This is a genomic window from Ruminococcus flavefaciens MA2007, assembly GCF_000621845.1.
Taxonomy (GTDB): domain Bacteria; phylum Bacillota; class Clostridia; order Oscillospirales; family Ruminococcaceae; genus Ruminococcus; species Ruminococcus flavefaciens_E.
In genome coordinates, this window is record NZ_JHXF01000001.1 from 111514 (window position 1) to 135158 (window position 23645).

Sequence of the window (23645 nt, forward strand, 5' to 3'; positions counted from 1 at the left end):
TCAGAACCCGCCGCCTTCTTTAAGGCGTTTCCGCAATGTAGCCGCCGAAAGCTGGGAGATATACACCCTCTCTTTGCCGTTTTTTACGGTAACTATGAAGCTTTTCGGCATTTCATAGGTGGTATACACGCATTTGTGTTCCTTTTCGGCACGTTCCAGAAGCTTCTTGGTGCACTTTTCAACAGTTGTATTCTCAATGTCGAAAATCCCAACCACATCTCTCAGGTCAACGGAGTAGTTATTCCCTATGTGAAGATACATTTTCTTCCTCCTCCGCTATGCTGCCGCCGCTTATACGCAGTATCTTGCCCTTAATTTCAGGCAGGAGCGCATTCTCGTTGGGAGTGGTTATGAACACCTGCATATCCTTTATCATGTCGAACACGAACCTCTGACGGTTCTCGTCAAGTTCGCCCATGACATCGTCAAGGAATATGACAGGAGCGTCCTTTGATTTCTGCATGAATATCTCAGCCTGCGCCAGCTTCATGACCAGCGCGGCGCTCTTAATCTGCCCCTGTGAGCCGTAGTCCTTGGCGCTTACGCCGTTTATCTTGATGAGTATCTCATCGCGGTTAACGCCTGCATGGGTGCTTCCCGTTCTGACGTCGTATTCGGCAGTTTCCGCAAGCTTTCTGTAATACTGCTCATATGCCTCGTCGCCGCAGGGCTTCTCAAAGTCCTCGGGACGGAAAATATTTGACTTGTATTCCAGTTCAAGCTCCTCTGTACCTCCGGAAATGGTACGATAAAGCCTGCCGCAGATAGAGTTGAACTTCTGTATATACTCATGGCGCATATAGGAGATGACTGCTCCCTCGCGTGAAGCCTGTCTGTCCCATATCTCAAGGATACCGCGGTCTGTATTTCCCTGCATAATGCCTTTCAGCAGAGCATTCCGCTGGTTCATTATGGCGTTGTTTTTATTGATGTGCATGACAAAGACGGGATTGAGCTGTGAAGCCGCCATATCCACGAAATTACGCCTTTTTTCGGGCGAACCCTTGATAATATCAACGTCATCCGGTATAAAGGCTATGCACTTGAACACGTCGAAAAGAGCTCTCGTACCCTTTTGTTTTACGCCGTTCAGCGTGATATTCTTTGGATTTGAGGCGCTTCTGGTCATCTCAAAGGTTATTTTCTGCTCGCGGACGCTGTCGCGTATCTTTATTTTGGATTCCATACGATTTCCGCCAAGGCAGATATAGTCCTTTTCCTTTGAGCCGCGAAAGCTCTTGCAGCCCGAAAGTATCCACATTGCTTCGAGAAGATTCGTCTTTCCCTGAGCATTCGGACCTACGATGATATTGTATTTTGCATCGGGAACAAAGGAAATGCCGCTGAGATTTTTAAAGCCGTCAATGTCAGCGTAGGTGACTATCACTCTACGATTACCTCTTGGCAGTTCACGTAAACTGCGTCGCCTGGGCGTATCTTCTTGCCTCTCATAGTGCAGACCTCGCCGTTTACAAGTACCTCACCGTTCTGTATGAGCTGCTTTGCTTCTCCGCCGGAGTTTACCAGTGAGGCAAATTTAAGCAGAGCGTCAAGCTTGATAAATTCAGTATTGATCTTGATTCTTCCAGCCATATTTACCTGCCTTTCGGTATCAGTCGGTCTTAGTTTTTGAGCTGAATGGGCATTACAAGGAATATGAAGCTCTCTCCCTCTAACGGAAGTATCTCGATTACCTTCATTGCGCCGTTGAAGCGTATTCTGACTTTATCGCCCTCGGCAGCTCGGAGTGCTTCGAGAATGAGCTTGTTATTGAAGCCGATAGTAACAGTTTCTCCTGAAATATCGGCGGATATAGCGTCGTTTATCTTACCGATTCCTGTCTTGCAGCTTATCTTCATAACGCCGTTTCCGATCTCGCAGCGTATAGGAGACTTGTTCTTGTCGTCGATAAGAAGTGAGCAGCGCTCCAGACAGGTTGAGAAGTCTCTCTTGCTGATGATGACCTCTGTCTTGCAGCCGCTTGGTATGCTCATCTTGTAGTTATGGAAAACTCCCTCAAGGAGTCTTGATATTACGAAAACGTTGCCAATTTCAAAGATGATATGGCGGTCATTGGTGCATACAGTACAAAGCTTCTCGTCGTCATCGTCCTTTATAAGGGTGGAAACTTCGAGAAGAGCTTTCTTCGGCACTACAAAATGGTACTTCTCGGTGCAGTCAGTCATTTCTGTTCTGATAGCAAGTCTGAAGCCGTCTATAGCGACCATATTGAAGCTGCCGTCCTCTATATCGAAAAGTTCGCCTGTGAGTACGGGCTTGCTTTCGTTGAGTGAAGCAGCGTAGCTTGTCATATTTATCATTGATTTGAGTATGCTCTGCTTTACGGAGAAGCTCCTTGCGGAGTCTACCTTCGGGAGCTCGGGATATTCGCTTGCAGACATTGCAGGGAAGCTGCACTCGGTAGCGCTGCATGAAATGCTGATAACGAGATTGTCATCTATATCAAAGGTTATCTCGTCTCCCGACATACGTCTTGTGAACTCGCTGAAAAGTCTTGCACTTACAACAAATTCTCCCTCGCCCTCTGTATTTGCGTTTATAGAGGTGCGTATTCCCATTTCGAGGTTATAAGCGGTGAGCTCTACACTTCCCGATGAGATACGGACTTTTATTCCTTCAAGAGCAGGGATAGTTGACTTCTGTGATACAGCTCGTGAGACATTGCTGATAGCCTCGCTGATCTCGTTTTTATCGCAGATGAATTTCATTATGATATGCCTCCGTGAAAATTCTTAGCATGAATGAGGTAAGCTAAGATAAGATAAGAATAAATATATATTGTTGTTGTTATTGTGTCGGTGGAAAAGTTGGGATCGTTATTTTTTGAAGATATACGCCGAAAAGCTCGTCCACAATGGTGTGTGGTGAAAATTTTGAAACTGTGAAAAGAATTTCTGATGAGGGGAGATATTGTTTAATTGGTTGAGCGATGTGGAGTTGAAATGGAAAAAAAGTTGAGAAAACGGTGGAAAGACAGATTTTTTAATTTTTTCGTGAGTCTTTTTGCACATCGGTGTTGAGTGTTGAATGTTTCAGGTGTTGAAATAATATCCGAGTGAAATGATATACATGATACGAAAAACTTTTCGGCATAGGAAAATTTCTGAGGTTTGATTTTAAAAACAGTTTTTAACATAGTGTTGAAAACTCTGTTGAAATAACATTTTCAACACTTTTAAACGTTGACTCAGACCTTACTCTTGTCCTTGATGTTCTTGATGATGTCGTTTACAAGATTCTTGAGGTTTGAATCCTTTTCCATTGACTCTGTAACGCTTGTTACCGAGTAAACGATAGTAGAATGGTCTCTGCCGCCGAACTCTGTACCGATAGAAGCAAGGGGCATCTGAGTTATCTCGCGGACTACATATATAGCTACCTTACGGGCTGTTGATATCTGTGATGAACGCTTGCTGGAGCGCAGGTCATCGGGAGATACGCCGTAAACTGTGGATACCTCTGAGATTATCTTCTCAACGGTTATCGGGATAGGCTGCTCGTCAGCGAGAACGTCGCGCATTACGCTCTGAGCCATTGATATAGTGATAGGGCTGCCTGCAAAGTGGTTGAGAGCTTTAAGGCGTACAACAGCGCCCTCCAGCTGTCTGATGTTGGATTTCAGGCGGTTAGCCATGAATTCAGCGACTTCGCTTGGCATTTTGAGCTCAAGAAGCTCGGATTTTCTGTTGATGATAGCAAGTCTCGTCTCATAGTCAGGTGCGGAAATATCAGCGATAAGACCGCCCTCGAAACGTGTACGCAGACGCTCTTCAAGGGTGAGGAGCTCCTTTGGCGGCTTATCAGATGTGATAACTATCTGCTTGCCCTCCTGGTGGAGCTTGTAGAAGGTGTGGAAGAATTCCTCCTGCATACGCTCTCTGCCCGAGAAGAACTGGATATCGTCTATGAGAAGTATATCGGCATTTCTGTACTTGTCGTGGAAATCGGAGATAGAGCTCTTGTTGAGAGCGCTTACAAGGTCGCTGCCGAAGGTCTCGCTGGTAACATAAACGATGTTGAAATCGGGGTGATTCTTTCTTACCTCATTGGCAATAGCTGTGATAAGATGAGTTTTACCCATTCCCGAAGGACCGTAGATGAACAGCGGATTGTAGTCGGGAACAGCCTTTGAGCCGCAGTTCTTGGCTACAGACTTACTGCAGGCAAGGGCGAACTCGTTGGAGCGTCCCTCGATGAATGTATCGAAGGTATAGTCATAGTTTGCAAATTTGTAGGACTGCTCCAGCTCAGCGTGCTTCTGCTCCAGCTCGGCATCTGTGGGGACCTTTACCTTTTCGGGCTCTTCGGATTCAACATTGATGACGATATTGACATTGAGTCCGAGGACGTTGAGGAAAGCTTCCTTGAGTACAGCCTCGTATGTAGTCATAACGATATTTTTCTGGAACTCGGTCTGAACGCTGAAAACAGCCTCAGTGCCGTTGAAGTTAAGGGGAACAAGTGGATTTATCCATGTTTTTATTGCAATTTCAGGTATTTTTCCGTTTTCGAGACAGTAGCTCTTGACTTTCTCAAAAACCTCATCAAATGAATTCATAGAAACCTCCGTATTTTTGTTGGAGAAAAAATAACGATACTCTCCTATATTAATATATAAGACCATTATATCATAAACACTGTTGAAATGCAAGTGATTTTCACTGTAAAGCAGATAGAAAATAAAACTTCTTTCCACACACAAATTGACATATTGTTGAAAACTGTGTTGAATCATCTTAAAATCAGCCCTCAAAACCCTGTTTTGCGAGTGTGAAATTGTTGAAATAGGCTGGTTTAAAAAAATTTCTGTCCATAAAACATTTTTTCTGATGATTTGAGAAAATGGCTGAAATTGGACAAAGTATTGAAATTATTCCGTTAATCATTCAAGATATATTGGTAAAAAAACTGAAAATGTATGTGGAGATAAAAAAATTTCGGGAATTGCTTGACACGGGAGACTTTTTAATATATAATGATTTAGTGTAATGCAGGGCGAAGTGTCTCTGTACGCAATTCACGTTTGTCAGAGCGGTTTTTACGGCTCTTGTATAACAATTCGAGAGAGGAGGACACTGAATATGAAGAGAACATATCAGCCTAAGAAGCTCCACAGAAAGAAGGAGCACGGCTTCATGAAGAGAATGGCTACTAAGAACGGCAGAAAGGTTTTAGCTCGTAGAAGATCTAAGGGCAGAGCAAGATTAACTCACTGACGAGGCTGACCACAAAATCTTTATTTTGTGGTCTTTTTTGTTAGGACGGCTATATGCAGGTGCAATTATGCTTTATACGGAAATATTGAACGATAATAAGGACTTCCTCGCCCTCTATAAAAAGGGCAGGTACGCCGCTTCAAAATACTCGGTCATATATGTCAGACCAAACGGAAAGCCCTTTAACCGCCTCGGTATAACCGCAGGAAAAAAAGTGGGCAATGCCGTCTGCCGCAACAGAGCCAAGAGACTTATCCGCCTTGCCTATCGGAACGCCGAGGTAAATCTCCCCGTGGGCATGGATATCGTAATAGTGGCAAGAACTGCTATCTGCAGTATAAAATCAGACGAATACTGCAGCTATATGGACAAGTACGGAGTAAATGATATCAATAAGATGTTCAGGAGCTTCGATAACAAGAATAAGCGTGTATGAAATATATTGTTCTGGGGCTTATCAAATTCTACAGGAAGCTGATATCTCCCCTTTTTCCCCCTAAGTGCAAGTATTATCCTACTTGCAGCACTTATGCATTGAAAGCTGTTGAGCGCTTTGGTGCAATAAGGGGCTCGGCTCTTGCCGTGTGGAGGATACTCCGCTGCAACCCATGGTCAATGGGCGGTATAGACCACGTCCCCGAAAAATTCACTTTCAGAGTCAGGAAGTACGATTATGTGGATCCTGATTATTCGGAAGATGACAACAAAATGAATTAAGAGGGATTAATATTGAACGCACTTTATGATATTATCGGTGTGCCTTTCGGCTATCTGATGAGACTTATTTACTCGATTTGCAATAACTATGCCGTAGCTATCATTCTGTTTACGGTAATCACAAAAATATTGCTGCTGCCTGTCAACTACAAGACACAGAAGGGCGCGGCAAGAATGCAGCTTCTTAACCCGAAGCTGGAAAAACTCAAGAAAAGTTTCGCCAATAATCCGCAGAGATTACAGGAAGAACAGCAGAAGCTGTATCAGCAGGAGGGCGTGAACCCCATGGGCTCATGTTTACCTGCATTTATCCAGATGTTCCTCCTCTTCGGCGTTATTGACGTTATTTATAAGCCTGTGACACATATCCTTGATATTTCAAAGAATATCATTGATGAAGCTTGCGGGATTGCAGGTGTTGATACCAGAAACCTCAGATGTGAGCTCATGACTATGGAGCACCTCAGAGACAACGGCGACAAGTACTTATCTCTCGGTGAGAAATTCTTCTCAAAGGTCTCTGAGTTCAACGAGAGATTCACTCTTTTCGGTGCTAATCTCGGCAAAACACCTACTATCCACCCTGATTCATGGACTAAGGAAGCTGTAATACTTGCGGCTATCCCCTTCCTTGCAGGTCTTTCACAGCTCCTCGTATCTGTTTACAGCCAGATACATCAGAAGAGAACTAATCCAAGTATGCAGCAGGCAGGTCAGGGCTGTATGTCAGTTATGATGTACGGACTTCCTCTCCTTTCTATCTGGTTCGCATTTCAGGTGCCTGCAGGTGTAGGCTTCTACTGGATATGGTCATCAATCTTTTCATTCATCATTACCTTTGCGCTTAACTGCTACTTTACTCCCGAGCGTACTAAGGTCATAAATGAAAAGGAAAAAGAAAAAGCAAGAATATACGCAGAAAAACATCCGAATAAGAAATCATTCATGCAGAAAATGATGGAGCAGCAGGCTGCTCTCGAACAGCAGCAGAACGGCGGTTCATCATCAGGCAAGGCAAACGGCGTTTCACGCTCGGAGCAGAACAAAGCCAACCGCGACAAGCTTAAAGAAGCAAGAAAGCGCATGGCTGAAAAATACGGCGATTCTTACGAGGATAACGATGATGAGGATTGATTCCTCAGGGAGGTATAAGTATGACTGAAATTTTCACAGCAAGATCAATCGAAGAGGCAAAAGAGCTGGCAGCTAAGAAATTCGGAAAAAGTATCAGTGAGATCAAGTTTGAGATCCTCGATGAAGGAAAAAAGGGACTTTTTGGTATCGGTTCAAAGGAAGCAAAGGTAAAGGCTACAGTTGCAGACGCTGCACCTGCTGCTGCACCAAAGGCAGCTGCTGAAGCTCCCAAGGCTCCTGTAACAACTGCTCCCGCACCTAAGGCTGAAGAGCCTGCAACTAAGACTGTGGCAGAGCCAAAGCCTGTTGTAACTACTGAAACAAAGGCAGAGCCAAAGGCTGCCGAGGCAAAGAAGGAAACAGCTGCTGAAGCTGTTGAGAATCCTGCTGAGGCTGTTGACGACGAAGAGGCTTACTCACTTGATAACTTCACACTTATCGAGGACGAGTCCCTTGTAAATCCAAAGGTAAAGCTTGCTAAGGATTACATCACAAGCATTCTCAGAGCTATGGACGTTGACGTTGAGTTCAAGGTTTACCAGAACGAGACAGGCGCTGTTATCAATATCGAGAGCAACAACAACGGTACTATCATCGGCAGACGCGGCGAGACTCTCGACGCTATCCAGTACCTCTGCTCTATCATCGCTAACAAGGGCGATAAGGACTACTACAGAATTACAATTGACTGCCTTGGCTACAGAAGCAAGAGAAAGGAAACTCTTGAGCAGCTGGCAGCTAAGGTCGCTAAGTCTGTTCTCAGAACAGGCCGTTCACAGCCACTCGAGCCAATGAACCCATACGAGAGAAGAGTTATCCACTCTGCTATCTCAAATATCGAGGGAGTTTCCTCACGTTCAGTCGGCGAGGAGCCTTACAGAAAGATAATCATTTCTTCCAATAACCCAAGAAGAGGCGGCGGAAGACGCGATAATCGCCGTGACGGCGGCAGAAGAAACGACAGACGCGGCGGAGAGAGAAGAAACCGCGACAGAGAGGTAAACATGGAGCGCAGAAGCGTTGACCTCTCAACAAGCTTTGAAAAGGACTATAAGAGACCAAAGCCTGAGGACGAGATACAGGGCGGTCTCTACGGTAAGATAGAGCTTTAATTATATTATAAACAACGGCTTGAAATGTAATACAAAATAAAAGTTTATGCGTATTTATCGGGGAAAACCTTTCTGAGGAAAGGTTCTTCCCCGAACCCCTTTCCAAAGACTTTTATCTGGTTTATTCCCCGATAGGGCGCATTAAAAATTACAAGTATTCTATATTCTTGTAAGCGCCCTATCGGGGAATAAACAAAAACGAAAGTTTTAGGGGAGGAGTTTGAGGAGAGACCCTTTTTCAAAAGGGTCCTCCTCAATGGATACACATAATCATTATTGTATTGCATATAAGCCGTTGTTTTTTTAGGAAGTGATAAAATGTCAACTATAGCTGCTGTTTCAACGCCTAATGCAGTGGGCGGAATAGCTGTTATACGTATTTCGGGCGAGGACGCCATACAGGTTGCGGAGAAGATATTCTCCCCTTACGGCGACAAAAAGGTTTCAGATATGGCAGGCTATACCTGCGCTTACGGTATCGCTCATGACGGCAATGAACGCCTTGATGACTGTATCCTGACAGTGTTCCGAGCTCCGCACAGCTACACAGGCGAAGATATTGCGGAGCTCTCCTGCCACGGCGGTCTTTATGTGACCAAGCGTGTTCTCCGTGCGGCTCTGGCTAACGGAGCTGTCAATGCGGAGGCTGGCGAGTTCACCAAGAGGGCTTATCTCAACGGCAAGCTCGACCTGATGAAAGCCGAGGCTGTCATGGATATAATCTCCGCTAAGGGCGAGCGCGAAATGAAAATGGCGGAGAATCTCCGCGAGGGCGCAGCCTACAAAAAGGCGAAGAAGTGCTCGGATAAGCTTATGAAAATTCTCGGCGACCTTGCAGCGTGGGCTGACTATCCCGAGGAGGATATCCCCGAGGTCCGTCCCGAGGTTCTCACAGATGAGCTAAAAGAGATACGTGAGGAGCTTCGCTCGCTGGTGAAGAATTACGACAGCGGCAGGATTCTCCGTGAGGGCGTTGCTACGGCTATTATCGGACGTCCGAATGTGGGCAAGTCAACGCTGTTCAACTGCCTTAGCGGCTGCGAGAGAAGTATCGTAACCGAGATTGCAGGCACTACCCGTGATATTATTGAGGAGTCCGTCCGCATTGGTGACATCACGCTGAGACTTTCAGATACCGCCGGTATTCACGAAACGGACGATGTTATCGAGGGTATCGGAGTTGACATGGCTGAGAAAATGATTGCTTCTTCCGAGCTGGTCATTGCGGTTTTTGACGGAAGTTGTCCGCTCACGGAGGACGATTTATATTTAATTAATAAAATTAATATAAATAACACCATTGCTGTAATAAACAAAAATGACGTTGAACAAGTCCTTGACGTTTCACTTCTGAAAGGCAAAATTAAACATATCGTATATTTATCTGCCAAAGAAAGCACAGGTGTTGAGCAGCTTCACGACTGTATCGAGGAGATTTTTAAGCTGGGTGAAGCTGATTTTGGTACGGCAACTGCCGCAAATGAGCGTCAGAAAAAATGTATCGACAAGGCTCTTGAAGATATTGAAAGTGCTATTTTATCACTTGAAATTGGTGAAATGCTGGACGCTGTAAATATTACTCTCGATGAAGCTGAGCAGTCGCTGCTTCAGCTCACTGGAGAAAAAGTCACGGACGCAGTCGTTGATGAAGTGTTCTCGCGCTTCTGTGTTGGCAAGTGAAATGTTTCATGTGAAACATAAGGAGGGAAAAAATTGACATATAAAATGGGTGAATTTGACGTGGCAGTCGTTGGCGCAGGTCATGCAGGAGTTGAAGCTGCACTTGCTTCTGCAAGGCTGGGCTGCAAAACTGTTATGTTTACAATATCACTGGATCAAATCGCAAATATGCCCTGCAATCCGTCAATCGGCGGAACTGCAAAGGGACATCTGGTCCGTGAAATCGACGCATTAGGCGGAGAAATGGGCAAAGCTGCGGATAAATGTTTTATACAGAGCCGTATGCTGAATCGCGGAAAAGGTCCTGCTGTTCATAGTTTACGAGCTCAGGAGGACCGTGTGAAGTATCATAATTATATGAAAAATGTCTGCGAAAATCAAAAAAATCTTTATGTGAAGCAGGCAGAAATTGCTGAGATAATAACTGAAGATAATAAAATCGTTGGTGTGAGAACTTCTCTCGGTGCTGAATATGCTGTGAAAGCAGTTATAATTGCTACGGGAACTTATCTTAAAGGCAAGATACACATTGGCGAAGTTTCATATGAAAGCGGTCCTGACTCGGCATTACCAAGCAAATATTTATCAAAAAGTCTTGAAGAAAACGGAGTGGAGCTTCGCAGATTCAAGACGGGAACTCCCTGCCGCGTAAATAAGAGAAGTATTAATTTTGATATAATGGAAAGACAGGACGGCGACGAAAAAATTGTTCCGTTTTCATTTGAGACTGAAACAGAAGGTCTTGAGAATAAAGTAAGCTGTTATATAACATATACCAACGGTAAAACTCATGAAGTGATACTTTCAAACCTTGACAGATCACCATTATACTCAGGAAGAATAGAAGGAGTAGGTCCGAGATACTGTCCGTCCATTGAGGACAAGATCGTAAGATTTTCAGATAAACCAAGACATCAGCTTTTCGTTGAGCCCATGGGATTATCAACAGAAGAGTACTATTTGCAGGGAATGTCGTCGTCGCTGCCAGAGGACGTTCAGCTTGCATTTCTGCGAACAATAGACGGACTGGAGGACGTAGAGATCATGCGCCCTGCATACGCAATAGAGTATGACTGCTGCAACCCGAATCAGCTTCTGCCTACCCTTGAATTTAAGCATTTACAGGGACTTTACGGGGCAGGACAGTTCAATGGAAGCTCAGGTTATGAAGAAGCTGCCGCTCAGGGAATCGTTGCTGGCATTAATGCAGCCCTTAAAATCAAGGAAAAAGAGCCCATGATACTGGACAGAGCAAGCTCATACATTGGTACGCTGGTCGATGATCTTGTCACAAAGGGCTGTGCTGATCCGTACAGAATGATGACTTCACGAAGCGAGTACAGGCTTATTCTGCGTCAGGACAATGCAGACCAGAGATTGACTCCGATTGGCTATAAATTGGGACTTATTTCTCCCGAACGTTATGAAAAACTGCTCGAAAAGGAGCGTCAGACTGCTCTTGAAATTGAGCGTTTATCCAAACTGAATGTGTCTCCAACCGAGGAACTTAACGATTTTCTCGTAGAAAAGGGAACTTCGGCGCTTGGTACGGGCTGTAAGATGACTGATCTTATTCGCCGTCCTCAGATTAATTATAACGATCTTGCTTCCTTTGATCCTGATAGATCTGAGCTTGATTGGGAGGTTTGTGAGCAGGTCGACCTTCAGATAAAATACGAAGGATACATTCAGAAGCAGCTTGCTCAGATTGAGCAGATGCGAAAAATGGAGTCCATGAAGCTACCGCCTGACCTCGATTATAGCCTGATTTACGGGCTTCGTCTTGAAGCAGTAGAGAAGCTCAACAAGATAAAACCACTTTCAATTGGACAGGCTTCACGTATTTCGGGAGTCTCCCCTGCCGATGTATCCATGCTTGCTGTATGGCTCTTGCACGAGAAAGGAGAGAAAAATGCTACCTGATTTTGAACTATCTTGCGAAAAGTTTTCTCAGTGTGGTATTGAGCTTTCACGTGAAGCATATGAGAAATTTGACATTTATGCTCAGCTCCTTGTTGAGTACAATGAAAAGGTAAATCTTACGGCAATAACCGAGCCTATGGAGGTGCTTTGCAAGCACTTTATCGACTCGGCTTGTCTGCTGAAATATGCGGATATTAAGCCTGATTCTTCGATTATTGATGTTGGTACGGGTGCTGGTTTTCCCTCTGTTCCGCTGAAAATTCTCCGCCCAGATATTAAGCTCACGCTTTTGGATAGTCTGAATAAGCGAATCGACTTTCTTAAACAACTGTGCAACAAGCTTGATATTGAAGCTGATTTTATTCACGGTAGAGCTGAGGACTTCTCGAAAATGCCTGAATATAGGGAAAAATATGATTACTCCTGTGCACGTGCAGTCGCAAATCTCAGCACTCTGAGCGAGCTTTGTATACCTTTTGTGAAGGTTGGAGGTTCTTTTATTTCCATGAAAGGTCCCAGCGAAAATGTTTCACGTGGAACAAATGCTATTGAGCTTCTTGGCGGAATTGTCGAGAATATTGCTGATTACAGTCTTTTTGATGAGCAGCGCCGTATTATCACAGTGAAGAAAATATCGCAAACTCCGATAAAATACCCAAGAAATAGCGCTCAGATAAAGAAGAAAGAGCTTTGATTAAACTAAATAATGTCATTAAAACCGCTGTTTACTCGAAAAACTGCGGTTTTTTTGTATAGAAAATATTTCCCGATAGTGCTATGATTATCTCAGTAAATAATTCGGAGGTCATAATCATGGCAGGATTTTTAAATTTTACAAAAGAAAAGCTGGTTAACAAAGTCGTAGAAATTAACATTGATGACATTGTACCAAACCCATATCAACCGAGAAAGGATTTTACGGACGATATCATGTCACTTGCGGAGTCAATCGCACAGAACGGTATTCTTCAGCCGCTTTCGGTCCGTAAAAAAGATAATCACTATGAGCTTATTGCTGGTGAGCGCAGGCTTCGTGCGGCAAAAATGTGCCAATTCAGCGTTGTCCCATGTATTGTACATGAGGTCAGTGACCGTCATTCGGCTGTACTTGCTCTTGTGGAGAACATTCAACGTCAGGACTTGTCTTTCTTTGACGAGGCTTCGGCAATTGAAAAGTTGATTACCCACTATGGCATGACGCAGGAGGACGCTGCGGCAAAGCTTGGTCGTGCTCAGAGTACCATTGCTAATAAACTTAGATTGCTTCGGCTCACTGAAAAAGAACGGGAGTTTATAGTCAAGTACGGGCTTACCGAGCGTCATGCGCGAGCCTTGCTTCGTTTAGGCAGTTCTGAGGACAGGCTGTTCATTCTTGGCAAGATAATCATAAGCAATCTTAATGTTGAGCGCTCTGAGAAGCTTATTGACGAGTTCATTGGCAGTCAGCGTGACAAGGTGAGCTATAAGAAGCGTTCACTTGTTTTTCAGAATGTCAAGATGTTCGTCAACACAATTAATAAGGCTGTTGAGACTATGCAGGCGGCTGGAATCTCTGCGGATTCGCGAAAAATCCAGAACGAGGACTACATAGAATACCGTGTCCGTATACCGATTCAAAAGAAATAAACAATGAAATGTTTCACGTGAAACAAATTTTGAGGTGATTTTTGCTCCACAATTGTTTCATGTGAAACATTTTTTATAAAAATCTCCGTTTCATATTTACATTGCGTGAAAAAAGTGGTATAATATTAAAAGTAAATCTGAAAGGAAGATAGTATGGGCAAAATAATTGCTGTTGCTAACCAGAAGGGCGGCGTCGGAAAGACTACAACGGTCATAAATATCGCTGCGTATCTCGGTTCAAGAGACTTCAAAGTCCTCTGTGTGGACGCCGATCCACAGGGTAATACGACCACAGGCTTCGGAATAAAGAAGAAGTCCGTCAGCGCTTCGACGTATGATGTTATCACAGGAAAGGCTCGTATTCAGGAGGCGACTGTTCAGACAGAGTTTCAGAACGTTTCAATAGTTCCTGCAACAGAGGCTCTGGCAGGCTGTGAGATAGAGCTTGCTGAGTATGAGAACAGAGTCAACAGACTGAAAATGCAGATACTGACCTGCAAGGACGACTTTGACTACATCTTTATAGACTGTCCGCCTGCTCTCGGAACAATAACTATCAACGGTCTCGTTGCCTGCGACAGCGTTATGGTACCTATGCTTGCGGAGTTCTACGCTCTTGAGGGACTATCACAGCTGGTGAACACTATTAAAATAGTTAAAAATAATTATAATCCAGCTCTTGAAATCGAGGGAATACTCTTCACAATGTTCGACGGCAGACTTAATGTTGCAAACGACGTTGTAGCAGAGGTCGAGAAATACTTCCCGGATAAGGTGTTCAAGACAAAGGTGCCGAGAAATGTTCGTATTTCCGAAGCTCCCAGCCACGGCAAGCCTGTGATGTACTATGATAAAGCGTCAAAGGGCTCGGAATCCTATGAGCTTGTTTGTCATGAAATGCTTGGCGAACCATTGGAGCTCCCGAAAAAGAAAAAGATCTTCTCTTTCAAAAAACATAAGAAAGGAAAACGTTCGTCTTGACGAATGAGGATAACATATGGCAAAAGGCGGTTTAGGCGCAGGCGGCGGACTTGATTCGCTTTTCATTGACAATACCAATGAGATACAGGTCAAGAAAACACTGCGCATATCTGAAATAGAGCCCAATCGCGACCAGCCCCGTAAGGCGTTCAGCGATGAGGCTATAACTGCTCTTGCGGATTCTATCCGCGAGCACGGAATGCTCCAGCCAATACTTGTCCGTCCTATCAGCACAGGCGGCTACCAGATAGTAGCAGGCGAGAGAAGATGGCGTGCGGCAAGAATGGCAGGGCTTGACGAAGTTCCCGTAAATATCCGCGAGCTCTCCGATCTGGAGACCATGCAGATAGCTATTATCGAGAACCTTCAGCGTGAGAACCTCAATCCTGTTGAAGAAGCGGCAGGCTATGCGGAGCTCATAGATAAGTACGGCATGACTCAGGAAAAGGTCGCAAAAATGGTGGGACGTTCACGTTCTGCTGTAGCAAATGCGGTGAGACTTCTCTCACTGCCCGAGAGAGTGCTGAAAATGCTTGAAAACGGCGATATCTCATCAGGTCATGCAAGAGCGCTCCTTGGCTTTGAGGACGAGGAAATGCTTATTGCAACGGCTCTGAGAGCGGCTGACGGCGGACTTACAGTACGTCAGGTTGAAAAGGCTGCACAGAAGTCCGCAGAGCACAGCGATGAAGCAGCTGCAAGTGCTTCAAATAAAAAAATTGACAATTATTTCAAGGAAATGGAGCTCTCGCTCAATGAACGCCTCGGCAGAAAGGTCAAGGTAGACTACGGCAAGAACAAGGGCGCACTGATACTTGAATTTTATGATAAAAATGACCTCGCAGCTTTGGCAGAAAAGCTTGCAAAAGAGGACTAAGGAGAATAAATATGATAGATATTAAGCTTATAAGAACCAACCCTGAGCTGGTAAAGGAAAACATCAAGAAGAAGTTTCAGGACGACAAGCTCCCTCTCGTTGACAAGGTCATCGAGCTGGACAAGCAGTACAGAGAGACTAAGCTCGCCTGCGACAATCTGAGAAATACACGTAACGTAAAGAGCAAAGAGATCGGCGGTCTCATGAAGAACGGTCAGAAGGACGAGGCTGAAAAGGTAAAGGCTGAGGTCTCTGCAATGGGCAAGGAGCTCGAGGAGAAGGAGCAGCTGGAAGTAAAGCTCGAAGCTGATATCCGCGAGATAATGCTCGTTATCCCAAATATCATCGACGAGACAGTACCGATAGGCAAGGACGATTCCGAGAACGTTGAGGTCGAGAGATTCGGTGAGCCTGCTGTTCCTGCATTTGAGGTTCCTTACCATGTTGATATCATGGAAAAGCTCAACGGTATCGACATCGACAGCGCACGTAAGACAAGCGGCAACGGTTTCTACTATCTCTGCGGAGACATTGCACAGCTCCAGAGCTGCATACTCTCTTACGCAAGAGACTTTATGATAGACAAGGGCTTCACATACTACATTCCTCCGTTCATGATAAGAAGCAACGTCGTTACTGGCGTTATGAGCTTCGCTGAAATGGAGGGCATGATGTACAAGATCGAGGGCGAGGATCTTTACCTCATCGGTACTTCCGAGCACTCTATGATAGGTAAGTTCATCGACACTATCGTTCCCGAGGAGGAGCTTCCAAAGACTCTCACAAGCTATTCTCCATGCTTCCGTAAGGAGGTAGGCGCTCACGGTATCGAGGAGCGCGGCGTATACCGTATCCACCAGTTCGAGAAGCAGGAAATGGTCGTTGTATGTAAGCCCGAGGAGTCTATGGACTGGTTCCACAAGCTCTACAGCTATACAGTTGAGTTCTTCCGCACACTTGATATACCTGTACGTACACTTGAATGTTGCTCGGGAGACCTTGCAGACCTGAAGGTAAAGTCTATCGACGTTGAGGCATGGTCACCTCGTCAGAAGAAGTACTTCGAGGTTGGTAGCTGTTCTAATCTCGGCGACGCACAGGCAAGACGTCTTGGTATCAGAGTAAAGGCTGCTGACGGCAGCAAGTACTTTGCACACACACTGAATAACACAGTTGTAGCACCTCCGAGAATGCTCATCGCATTCCTCGAGAACAACCTCAACGAGGACGGTTCTATCCGTATACCAAAGGCACTCCAGCCTTATATGCGCAAGGATATCATCAAGGTACCTGAGAAGAAGTGAGTAGAAAATAGAAAGTAGTAGGGCGGCTTTATGCCGCCCTTATTGCATTATAAATGATATTGAACCAATGTAGGGGCGGATATTATCCGCCCGTTAAATATATATAGAATAGTAGGGGGCGATGCCTACATCGCCCCCTACAACTAATTGCTAACGGCTGTCAATATGTTCGTCGCCCCACTTTGCCGCTGTACAGAGGCACATTGTTATTACGCCCATAGTTCCACCAAACATACTGCCGAATAGAAAACTTAACATAAAATTACTCCTTTACATGAATAGTATATGACGGGAGCGGAGGCACTCCGCCCGCCAAATAGGCTTCCAATGAGAAAGTTAATCATTATTTTACGTCTTTATTTGAATAGCTTTTCTGATATTATTATGCGCAGAATAATTCGCTCTAATCAAATTTGCGCAGGAATATTATTTGTTTTGTGCGGCATAATAAAAGAAAAAACTTTAAATTTGTTGCAAATGCCACTATTCAATAATGCTTATTTATGTTATACTTAATAAGTAATACGGAATATCCGTAAATAATTGAAAAGAGGTATTACCAATGAATAAAATAACCAATGACATTTACTATATCGGAGTAAACGACCATGAGCTTGACCTCTTTGAGGGACAGTACGACGTGCCAAACGGCATGGCTTATAATTCATATATGATAGTTGACGACAAGATTGCTGTTTTTGATACAGTTGACGGCAATTTCACAGACCAGTGGCTCGGCAATATGGCTGAAGTCCTCGGTGACCGCAAGCCTGATTATCTTATCGTTCAGCACATGGAGCCCGACCACTCCGCAAACCTCAAGCACTTTATTGAAAAGTATCCGGAGGCTGCTATCGTAGGAAACTCCAAGACATTCGGTATGATAGACAATTTCTTCGAGGGACTTGCAATCGCAAACAAGCTCGAAGTCAAGGAAGGGGAGAAGCTCTCTCTCGGCAAGCACGAGCTTTCATTCGTGTTCGCACCAATGGTTCATTGGCCTGAGGTAATGTTCACATACGACAGCACAGACAAGGTGCTGTTCTCGGCTGACGCATTCGGAAAGTTCGGCGCTCTCGATGTTGAGGAGGACTGGGCTTGCGAAGCTCGCCGCTATTACTTCGGTATCGTAGGCAAGTACGGTATGCAGGTGCAGGGCGTTCTGAAAAAGGCTGCTGCACTTGATATCCAGACTATCTGCCCTCTCCACGGACCTGTTCTCAAGGAGAATCTCGGCTACTATCTTGGACTTTACAACACATGGTCAAGCTACGGTGTTGAGTCCGAGGGCATATTTATCGCTTACACATCAGTTTACGGCAATACCAAGAAGGCTGCTGAGCTTCTCAAGGAAAAGCTCGAAGCAAAGGGCTGCCCTAAGGTTGCTATCGCAGACCTTGCAAGAGAGGATATGGCTGAGTCCGTTGAGGACGCATTCCGCTACGGAAAGCTTGTTATTGCTACAACGACATATAACGCAGATATATTCCCGTTCATGAAGCACTTCATTCTCGACCTTACCGAGAGAAACTACCAGAACCGTACTATTGGTATCATCGAGAACGGAAGCTGGGCAGCTACTGCTGCTAAGGTTATAAAGTCCATGTTCGAGAAGTCAAAGAACATCACATGGACAGACACAACAGTATCAATAAAGTCAGCTGTTAAGGCTGCAAATATAGAGCAGATAGAGGCTCTTGCAGACGAGCTGATAAAATAAAAGTTCAAAGGGGGACTGATTATGAAAATTACGCTCAATCCCGACAAAGAAGTAGTTGACAGAATAAAAGAGGGACTTAAAATGAAGGACGGCTACTGTCCGTGCAGACTTGCAAAAACTCCCGAAAACAAGTGTATGTGCAAGGAGTTCCGCGACCAGATAGCAGATCCGAATTTTGAGGGCTTCTGTCATTGTATGCTGTATTATAAATCACTGGAAGATTAAGGAGAAATGACCATGAACGGGTTATTCAGATTAAGAAATTCATAACAGCATGAAACTTGATAAATAGTTTCATGCTTCTCATAATAAAACTGAAACTATTTTATTAAGGAGATATTGTTATGATATTTCAGGATAATGTTGTAAAAGAGTATCTTAAAAACGTATATTTTATCTCGGGAACGCCCTGCGGCGGCAAGACCACTGTTTCACGGGAGCTTGGCAAAAGATACGGTATCTGCGTATATGATATCGACGAAGCTTTTGCCGCTCATCAGCAGATTTGCGACAGTGAACATCAGCCTGATATGAGCAGGCGTTTCGGAAGCGCAGATGAGTTCTTCGGACGTACTGCAGATGAGTATAAAAAATGGCTGATAAACAATACAAGGGAACAGCTTGATTTTGTACTGCTCGACCTTATAAGACTTTCGCAGGATAAAAAGGTGATATGCGACTGTCACCTGACTCCGGAGGAAGCTGTGAAGATAACAGAGCCGTCAAGGGTGATATTCCTAATAAATGATACATCCGATATTGTAAACGCTTACTGTGACCGCAAAGACCATACGGATTTCAGAGACTTCATTAACAGTGCCTCTGATGTTGGAAAAGCAAAGTCGGTCTGCAATGAAGTTCTTTGTTCACTGAGCAAAGAGCGCATAAACAGTATAAAGAACAGCGGTTACTTCTATATTGACCGTAAAAGCGGAAAAACTAAAGAAGAAACTGTTGCACTTGCGGAAAAGCATTTCGGCTTTGTGGATATAGTCAGGGTTGGCAGAGACACTCCGCTTGCTCAGGAGCTCCTACAATTCGTTGAGGAATGCTCATGGCATGAGGTAAAGGAGCACATCGCTGATATGCTCAGGTCGTGGGAGTTCACAGACTGGGAGTGTATGTTTGCCGCGGTTCAGGACGGAAAAATAGTTGGTATGGCTTCCATAATGAAAACGGACTATTACCCTTTGCCTGATATATACCCGTGGATATCCTGTATCTTCGTCACGGAGAGCGCAAGGGGACACCGTATCAGCGGACAGCTCATAGACTTCGCCAACAGATACGCGAGGGAGCTTGGCTTCACAAGGAGCTATATACCCACGGAATATACAGGACTTTATGAGAAGTACGGATATGAATATATCCATGACATAATCAATTACGGCGGCGGGACAGACCGCCTTTACGCAAAGGAACTTTAATAAACAGGAGGTAAAAACATGAGAGAAGTAGTTATCACAAAGGAAAACTTCCAGAGAGAAGTGCTTTTATACAAGGACACACCCGTGCTTCTTGATTTCTGGGCAATGTGGTGCTCACCGTGCATGAAAATGGGACCTATAGTCGAGTTGGTAGCCGACAAGTATGCAGACAGGATAAAGGTCGGCAAGGTCAACGTTGACGAGCAGCCCGAGCTTGCTTCGGCATTCAGAGTTGACAGCATACCACTGCTTGTGGTATTAAAGGACGGACAGATAGTAAATCAGGCAGTAGGAATGCGCGGCGAAGAGGATATCTTAGCATTGTTCGAGAATGTAAAGTAATATGTAAGCAAAGCTCACCAATGAGAGTTGGTGAGCTTTATTTGTAGGGGCGCACAGTGTGCGCCCGTCAGTGCGTATTATGCCCACAAAATATTTGTAGGGGCTGGCGTCCTCGACAGCCCATTTAAGGGACGCCCTCTCTTGCAGGGCGTCCCTCTTCCAAAAACAGTCCACTGGACTGTTTTTGGAATTCACCCTTGCGGGGCGCCTTCGTTTCTTGGGCTCTGCCCAAACCCGCCAGAGGCGCTGCCTCTGGACTCCGCCAAAGGAACACAGTCCCTTTGGAATCCCATTCATAGGTTAATGATATTTTTGCGTAAATTGCACGGAAATCCGTTTTTAAATTGTATATATTATTGAAGCGACGCTTCCGACGGAAAGGAGGAATACCATGAATGATAATTCAGCGCTGTATGCATTCAATAAATTCGGTGACACAGTTCTGCGGACCGCCTTTGCCATGACGGGAAATTATACCGAGGCAGAGGACATAACACAGGAGGTCTTTCTGGCGCTCCATGCAAGACCGCAGGATTTTGAGTCCGATGAACACATGAAAGCATGGCTGCTTCGTTCAGCCATAAACCGCTGCAAAAACCTGAGAAAAAGCGCCCGTATGATGAAAAATTCTCCCCTTGACGAAGCTCTTGCAAGTACTCTGAGCTGCGAGTTTACGCCGAGAGACAACGAGATAAGAGAGATGATAGCAAAGCTCCCCGAAAAGTATTCATCGGTGATATTCCTCTATTATTTTGAGGAGTACACCGTAAAGGAGATAGCATCGCTTCTGGGAAAGAATGAAAATACGGTCAGCTCGCTTTTGCAGCGCGGAAGAAAGAAACTGAAAACAGAGCTTGAAAAGGAGGGCTATGTATATGAGACCTAATGATTATAACGACCTTCTTAAAAAGATAAAGTGTACAGATGATTTCCGCAGCCGTATGCAGCAGAAGCTCACATCAGCTCCCGTTGAGACAACAGAATATGCGGACAGCGTAAGCGGTACTGACGTTATCACGGCAAAGCACCGTTTCGGCAGAGCAGCAGCCCTTGCAGCGGCATTCGTGCTTGTATGCGGAGCTGTGGGCGGCGGAGCATATCACCTTGCAAATGTCAATAAAACAACAAAAGAAAGTTCAGATATATCAGAAGCAGTACAATATGCTTCCATATACAGCAGGCTGAAAGCAAATAAGGAGCTGTATCACGGTGACTTGGTTTTTAAGCAGGATTCAGAAGTAAAACTCCACAGCAGCGGACTGGATATTGAACCGTTCATAAGCTACATGGATAAGTTCGATACAGATAATATGATAGATGCGGAGGATTTCGATGAGACCGGAAGAAGCATAACCATAGATTTCTACGAAAAAAAGTGCGATGAAGAGTTTGCGGCTAAGCTCGAGCAGGCAGCTAACGACGAGACAATAAATAGGATAAGCCTTTACGATGAAGCAAGCTATAATTTTACGCTTTATAATAATGGCTGTTATACAATGACAGATAATGAATACAACAGAACCACATATCATTGTTTTACCGACGGAGAAAAGGTGTTCAATGATATTCTGGAGATGTATACAGACGGGGAAACAGTTGAGCAGTTCAACAACGTTTCAAAGACAGAAATGATGACTGCTCTCCAAAAAGGCTTTGACAACTATAACGACGGCAAAGCATATTACTATCCCGCAAACTCAAACAAGTCCATAGAGTGTATTGTCAAAGCCCGTACCGGCTTCAAGGACGAGCTCTGGGAGTTTGAATGGGAAAGAGCAGGTATACCGTCAGGTGATGTTGATCACTATTATCTGGGCTTTACAATTAATGTAGACGGCTATATGCAGATATACATTGACGATATGGAGAATAATTACAAACTGAAAAACGACAGCGATCTTGAAGCATTCAGAGCTGTTCTAAAAAAGCATCTCTCCGCAATTACTGAATTTGATAATGTTACCCTTTCAAAGCAATATGTGCTTGATATGTTTGATGATAATTATACCGATGGTTCTGTTCTGTATAGCTTCTTCAACGGACAGATCACAGAAAACAGGAAATGTATCGTAAATGACGTTGACGGTCTTAAAAATGAGCTCTCTGATCTTGAATGGGTGGTATCCATAGGCTCAAGAGATGAAAATGAGGAGTTCAATGACTACTACAACTATGTTGCAGGAGTTAAAATAAGCCGAAACGGTTATATATATCCTGATAGCGGCAGTAAATATAATGCTGTTATCAAGCTTAAAAACGAAAGTGATCTTGAATTGTTCAGAAGCATCCTTGACACGCATATAGTACTCGATGATTATGGAAAAGTCGCTTCAAGCAGAGAGATACTTGATGCATTTCGTGAGGATTATAGCGGGGGAGAAGCCAAGTTCCGCGTTGACAGCGGACAGTTCACAGGAGATACAAAATGTACCGTAACTGATATTGACAGCCTGAAAAAAGAGCTTACAGAACTTAAATGGGTGACCTGCAAAAAAGATGAAAAGGGTATCTACCAAAACTTCTACGTTGCAGGAGCTCTTATAAGCAGAAACGGCTATATCTACCCACAAAACGGCAGAACACCTATGTGTGCATACAAGCTGAAAGACGAAAGCGATATTGAGAAGCTCTGCGAGATATGCGACAGATACATTGAAATAAAGAGCGAATAAGCGCCGCAAGTGTTGCTCTTTTCATAATTCTATGATATAATATAAGAAAGTCTCCGCAGTCGGTATGGCTGCGGAGAAATTTTTTTCGGAGGTATAACAATGAAGCTCATATCATGGAACGTCAACGGCTTTCGAGCTTGTCTGCAAAAGGGCTTTGAGGACTTCTTCAAGGCTGCGGACGCTGATATATTCTGCTTACAGGAAACAAAAATGCAGCCCGACCAGGCGGACTTCACGCCCGAGGGCTACCACATATATTTTCACAGCGCTATAAAGAAGGGCTACTCGGGAACGGCTGTTTTCAGCAAGACCGAGCCCATAAACGTGACCTACGGCATCAACGGAACTCACCTCGACGAGGGGCGCGTCATCACCTGCGAGTATGAGGACTTCTACTTCGTGTGCTGTTATGTTCCCAATGCGCAGGACGGTCTCAAGCGTATCGACTACCGCATGGAGTTCGAGGACGACATGAGGGCTTATCTTTCGGAGCTTGACAAGAAAAAGCCCGTTATCTACTGTGGCGACCTCAATGTAGCTCATAACGAGATAGACCTGAAAAATCCCAAGACCAACCGCGGCAACGCAGGCTTCTCCGACGAGGAGCGCGGCAAGTTCACGGAGCTTCTCGGCGCAGGCTTTGCGGATACATTCCGCAGACTTTACCCCGAGACTGTTACTTATTCGTGGTGGTCTTACCGCTTCAAGGCTCGCGAGAAGAACGCAGGCTGGCGTATAGACTATTTCGTGGTGTCGGAGCGCCTTATGGAGCGCGTTAAGGACTCCGAGATACTGACAGACGTAATGGGCAGCGACCATTGCCCTGTAATGCTGACTATAGAATAAGCGCAGACGGTTGCGCTTAAAAGTTGAGAGTTGAGAATTGAGAGTTA

General features: G+C 44.7%; 26 protein-coding genes. 19 read left to right on the forward strand and 7 right to left on the reverse strand.

Annotation, left to right across the window (positions count from 1 at the left end; translation table 11 throughout):
- From remB to dnaA, 5 genes are all read right to left on the reverse strand, one after another.
- Positions 1 to 261: an extracellular matrix regulator RemB gene (gene remB, locus T497_RS0100625; RefSeq protein ID WP_028513946.1), complete on the reverse strand. Its 261-nt coding sequence runs from the start codon at positions 259 to 261 to the stop codon at positions 1 to 3.
- Positions 239 to 1387 (reverse strand): DNA replication/repair protein RecF, encoded by a 1149-nt coding sequence (recF, locus tag T497_RS0100630; RefSeq protein ID WP_028513947.1) that lies wholly within the window; start codon positions 1385 to 1387, stop codon positions 239 to 241. Before recF ends, remB begins: the two co-directional genes overlap by 23 nt.
- Positions 1384 to 1593: a S4 domain-containing protein YaaA gene (yaaA, locus tag T497_RS0100635; RefSeq protein ID WP_028513948.1), complete on the reverse strand. Its 210-nt coding sequence runs from the start codon at positions 1591 to 1593 to the stop codon at positions 1384 to 1386. Before yaaA ends, recF begins: the two co-directional genes overlap by 4 nt.
- Before the next feature lie 29 nt (positions 1594 to 1622).
- Complete coding sequence (gene dnaN, locus T497_RS0100640) at positions 1623 to 2729, reverse strand: DNA polymerase III subunit beta (protein ID WP_028513949.1); 1107 nt, start codon at positions 2727 to 2729, stop codon at positions 1623 to 1625.
- A gap of 479 nt (positions 2730 to 3208) precedes the next feature.
- Complete coding sequence (dnaA, locus tag T497_RS0100645) at positions 3209 to 4579, reverse strand: chromosomal replication initiator protein DnaA (RefSeq protein WP_028513950.1); 1371 nt, start codon at positions 4577 to 4579, stop codon at positions 3209 to 3211.
- A gap of 523 nt (positions 4580 to 5102) precedes the next feature.
- On the opposite strand from dnaA, the gene rpmH reads away from it, so the two are divergent.
- The 5 genes from rpmH (at position 5103) to jag (ending at position 8200) form a co-directional block, all read left to right on the forward strand.
- The gene (gene rpmH, locus T497_RS0100655) at positions 5103 to 5237 is read left to right on the forward strand and encodes a 50S ribosomal protein L34 (protein WP_009986162.1); all 135 of its coding nucleotides are present in this window, start codon (positions 5103 to 5105) and stop codon (positions 5235 to 5237) included.
- 67 nt (positions 5238 to 5304) lie between these two features.
- Positions 5305 to 5673: a ribonuclease P protein component gene (rnpA, locus tag T497_RS0100660; RefSeq protein ID WP_028513951.1), complete on the forward strand. Its 369-nt coding sequence runs from the start codon at positions 5305 to 5307 to the stop codon at positions 5671 to 5673.
- On the forward strand, positions 5670 to 5954 hold the full coding sequence (gene yidD, locus T497_RS15380) for a membrane protein insertion efficiency factor YidD (protein WP_037324130.1): 285 nt from the start codon (positions 5670 to 5672) through the stop codon (positions 5952 to 5954). Before rnpA ends, yidD begins: the two co-directional genes overlap by 4 nt.
- A gap of 12 nt (positions 5955 to 5966) precedes the next feature.
- Positions 5967 to 7088, forward strand: a complete 1122-nt coding sequence (locus T497_RS0100670) for a YidC/Oxa1 family membrane protein insertase (RefSeq protein WP_028513952.1) — start codon at positions 5967 to 5969, stop codon at positions 7086 to 7088.
- A gap of 20 nt (positions 7089 to 7108) precedes the next feature.
- Positions 7109 to 8200 carry an RNA-binding cell elongation regulator Jag/EloR gene (jag, locus tag T497_RS0100675; protein WP_028513953.1) on the forward strand — a complete coding sequence of 364 codons (1092 nt, stop codon included), beginning with the start codon at positions 7109 to 7111 and terminating at the stop codon, positions 8198 to 8200.
- Between the two features lie 44 nt (positions 8201 to 8244).
- Here the strand turns inward: jag and T497_RS0100680 are convergent, their stop codons facing one another.
- The gene (locus tag T497_RS0100680; protein WP_028513954.1) at positions 8245 to 8442 is read right to left on the reverse strand and encodes a hypothetical protein; all 198 of its coding nucleotides are present in this window, start codon (positions 8440 to 8442) and stop codon (positions 8245 to 8247) included.
- Positions 8443 to 8518: 76 nt separating this feature from the next.
- Between T497_RS0100680 and mnmE the strand changes: the two genes are divergently transcribed.
- The 7 genes from mnmE (at position 8519) to serS (ending at position 16591) form a co-directional block, all read left to right on the forward strand.
- Positions 8519 to 9880 (forward strand): tRNA uridine-5-carboxymethylaminomethyl(34) synthesis GTPase MnmE, encoded by a 1362-nt coding sequence (gene mnmE, locus T497_RS0100685; RefSeq protein ID WP_028513955.1) that lies wholly within the window; start codon positions 8519 to 8521, stop codon positions 9878 to 9880.
- Between the two features lie 33 nt (positions 9881 to 9913).
- Positions 9914 to 11803 (forward strand): tRNA uridine-5-carboxymethylaminomethyl(34) synthesis enzyme MnmG, encoded by a 1890-nt coding sequence (mnmG, locus tag T497_RS0100690; RefSeq protein WP_028513956.1) that lies wholly within the window; start codon positions 9914 to 9916, stop codon positions 11801 to 11803.
- Positions 11793 to 12497, forward strand: a complete 705-nt coding sequence (rsmG, locus tag T497_RS0100695; protein WP_028513957.1) for a 16S rRNA (guanine(527)-N(7))-methyltransferase RsmG — start codon at positions 11793 to 11795, stop codon at positions 12495 to 12497. The genes mnmG and rsmG overlap by 11 nt, the downstream gene beginning before the upstream one ends.
- 119 nt (positions 12498 to 12616) lie before the next feature.
- Positions 12617 to 13429, forward strand: a complete 813-nt coding sequence (locus T497_RS0100700; protein ID WP_028513958.1) for a ParB/RepB/Spo0J family partition protein — start codon at positions 12617 to 12619, stop codon at positions 13427 to 13429.
- 153 nt (positions 13430 to 13582) lie between these two features.
- The gene (locus T497_RS0100705; protein WP_028513959.1) at positions 13583 to 14410 is read left to right on the forward strand and encodes a ParA family protein; all 828 of its coding nucleotides are present in this window, start codon (positions 13583 to 13585) and stop codon (positions 14408 to 14410) included.
- Between the two features lie 16 nt (positions 14411 to 14426).
- Positions 14427 to 15287: a ParB/RepB/Spo0J family partition protein gene (locus T497_RS0100710; protein ID WP_028513960.1), complete on the forward strand. Its 861-nt coding sequence runs from the start codon at positions 14427 to 14429 to the stop codon at positions 15285 to 15287.
- An 11-nt stretch (positions 15288 to 15298) separates the two neighbouring features.
- Complete coding sequence (gene serS, locus T497_RS0100715; protein ID WP_028513961.1) at positions 15299 to 16591, forward strand: serine--tRNA ligase; 1293 nt, start codon at positions 15299 to 15301, stop codon at positions 16589 to 16591.
- Positions 16592 to 16741: 150 nt separating this feature from the next.
- On the opposite strand, the gene T497_RS17875 is transcribed toward serS, so the two are convergent.
- Positions 16742 to 16849, reverse strand: coding sequence for a DUF3789 domain-containing protein (locus T497_RS17875; protein WP_080693253.1), 108 nt, complete (start codon positions 16847 to 16849; stop codon positions 16742 to 16744).
- 304 nt (positions 16850 to 17153) lie between these two features.
- Between T497_RS17875 and T497_RS0100725 the strand changes: the two genes are divergently transcribed.
- The 7 genes from T497_RS0100725 to T497_RS0100760 all read left to right on the forward strand — a co-directional run bounded on the left by T497_RS0100725 (position 17154) and on the right by T497_RS0100760 (position 23598).
- Complete coding sequence (locus T497_RS0100725) at positions 17154 to 18311, forward strand: FprA family A-type flavoprotein (RefSeq protein ID WP_028513962.1); 1158 nt, start codon at positions 17154 to 17156, stop codon at positions 18309 to 18311.
- 21 nt (positions 18312 to 18332) lie between these two features.
- Positions 18333 to 18536: a ferredoxin-thioredoxin reductase catalytic domain-containing protein gene (locus T497_RS0100730; RefSeq protein WP_037324133.1), complete on the forward strand. Its 204-nt coding sequence runs from the start codon at positions 18333 to 18335 to the stop codon at positions 18534 to 18536.
- Positions 18537 to 18655: 119 nt separating this feature from the next.
- Complete coding sequence (locus T497_RS18710; RefSeq protein WP_242839950.1) at positions 18656 to 19738, forward strand: GNAT family N-acetyltransferase; 1083 nt, start codon at positions 18656 to 18658, stop codon at positions 19736 to 19738.
- An 18-nt stretch (positions 19739 to 19756) separates the two neighbouring features.
- Positions 19757 to 20080, forward strand: a complete 324-nt coding sequence (gene trxA / locus T497_RS0100745; RefSeq protein WP_028513964.1) for a thioredoxin — start codon at positions 19757 to 19759, stop codon at positions 20078 to 20080.
- A gap of 391 nt (positions 20081 to 20471) precedes the next feature.
- Positions 20472 to 20966 (forward strand): RNA polymerase sigma factor, encoded by a 495-nt coding sequence (locus tag T497_RS0100750; RefSeq protein ID WP_028513965.1) that lies wholly within the window; start codon positions 20472 to 20474, stop codon positions 20964 to 20966.
- Positions 20956 to 22752, forward strand: a complete 1797-nt coding sequence (locus T497_RS0100755; RefSeq protein WP_028513966.1) for a hypothetical protein — start codon at positions 20956 to 20958, stop codon at positions 22750 to 22752. Before T497_RS0100750 ends, T497_RS0100755 begins: the two co-directional genes overlap by 11 nt.
- Positions 22753 to 22851: 99 nt before the next feature.
- Positions 22852 to 23598 (forward strand): exodeoxyribonuclease III, encoded by a 747-nt coding sequence (locus tag T497_RS0100760; RefSeq protein WP_028513967.1) that lies wholly within the window; start codon positions 22852 to 22854, stop codon positions 23596 to 23598.
- The last annotated feature ends 47 nt before the right edge of the window (positions 23599 to 23645 follow it).

What these genes read in the sequence shown, in the direction of transcription:
- rpmH (WP_009986162.1), top strand. Translation starts at nt 5,103, where the DNA reads ATGAAGAGAACATATCAGCCTAAGAAGCTCCACAGAAAGAAGGAGCAC.
- mnmE (WP_028513955.1), top strand. Translation starts at nt 8,519, where the DNA reads ATGTCAACTATAGCTGCTGTTTCAACGCCTAATGCAGTGGGCGGAATA.
- T497_RS0100755 (WP_028513966.1), top strand. Translation starts at nt 20,956, where the DNA reads ATGAGACCTAATGATTATAACGACCTTCTTAAAAAGATAAAGTGTACA.
- trxA (WP_028513964.1), top strand. Translation starts at nt 19,757, where the DNA reads ATGAGAGAAGTAGTTATCACAAAGGAAAACTTCCAGAGAGAAGTGCTT.
- dnaA (WP_028513950.1), bottom strand. Translation starts at nt 4,579, where the DNA reads ATGAATTCATTTGATGAGGTTTTTGAGAAAGTCAAGAGCTACTGTCTC.
- rsmG (WP_028513957.1), top strand. Translation starts at nt 11,793, where the DNA reads ATGCTACCTGATTTTGAACTATCTTGCGAAAAGTTTTCTCAGTGTGGT.
- T497_RS17875 (WP_080693253.1), bottom strand. Translation starts at nt 16,849, where the DNA reads ATGTTAAGTTTTCTATTCGGCAGTATGTTTGGTGGAACTATGGGCGTA.
- T497_RS18710 (WP_242839950.1), top strand. Translation starts at nt 18,656, where the DNA reads ATGATATTTCAGGATAATGTTGTAAAAGAGTATCTTAAAAACGTATAT.
- T497_RS0100725 (WP_028513962.1), top strand. Translation starts at nt 17,154, where the DNA reads ATGAATAAAATAACCAATGACATTTACTATATCGGAGTAAACGACCAT.
- T497_RS0100750 (WP_028513965.1), top strand. Translation starts at nt 20,472, where the DNA reads ATGAATGATAATTCAGCGCTGTATGCATTCAATAAATTCGGTGACACA.
- remB (WP_028513946.1), bottom strand. Translation starts at nt 261, where the DNA reads ATGTATCTTCACATAGGGAATAACTACTCCGTTGACCTGAGAGATGTG.
- T497_RS0100730 (WP_037324133.1), top strand. Translation starts at nt 18,333, where the DNA reads ATGAAAATTACGCTCAATCCCGACAAAGAAGTAGTTGACAGAATAAAA.
- serS (WP_028513961.1), top strand. Translation starts at nt 15,299, where the DNA reads ATGATAGATATTAAGCTTATAAGAACCAACCCTGAGCTGGTAAAGGAA.
- dnaN (WP_028513949.1), bottom strand. Translation starts at nt 2,729, where the DNA reads ATGAAATTCATCTGCGATAAAAACGAGATCAGCGAGGCTATCAGCAAT.
- yidD (WP_037324130.1), top strand. Translation starts at nt 5,670, where the DNA reads ATGAAATATATTGTTCTGGGGCTTATCAAATTCTACAGGAAGCTGATA.
- rnpA (WP_028513951.1), top strand. Translation starts at nt 5,305, where the DNA reads ATGCTTTATACGGAAATATTGAACGATAATAAGGACTTCCTCGCCCTC.
- T497_RS0100710 (WP_028513960.1), top strand. Translation starts at nt 14,427, where the DNA reads ATGGCAAAAGGCGGTTTAGGCGCAGGCGGCGGACTTGATTCGCTTTTC.
- T497_RS0100700 (WP_028513958.1), top strand. Translation starts at nt 12,617, where the DNA reads ATGGCAGGATTTTTAAATTTTACAAAAGAAAAGCTGGTTAACAAAGTC.
- jag (WP_028513953.1), top strand. Translation starts at nt 7,109, where the DNA reads ATGACTGAAATTTTCACAGCAAGATCAATCGAAGAGGCAAAAGAGCTG.
- T497_RS0100705 (WP_028513959.1), top strand. Translation starts at nt 13,583, where the DNA reads ATGGGCAAAATAATTGCTGTTGCTAACCAGAAGGGCGGCGTCGGAAAG.
- yaaA (WP_028513948.1), bottom strand. Translation starts at nt 1,593, where the DNA reads ATGGCTGGAAGAATCAAGATCAATACTGAATTTATCAAGCTTGACGCT.
- T497_RS0100760 (WP_028513967.1), top strand. Translation starts at nt 22,852, where the DNA reads ATGAAGCTCATATCATGGAACGTCAACGGCTTTCGAGCTTGTCTGCAA.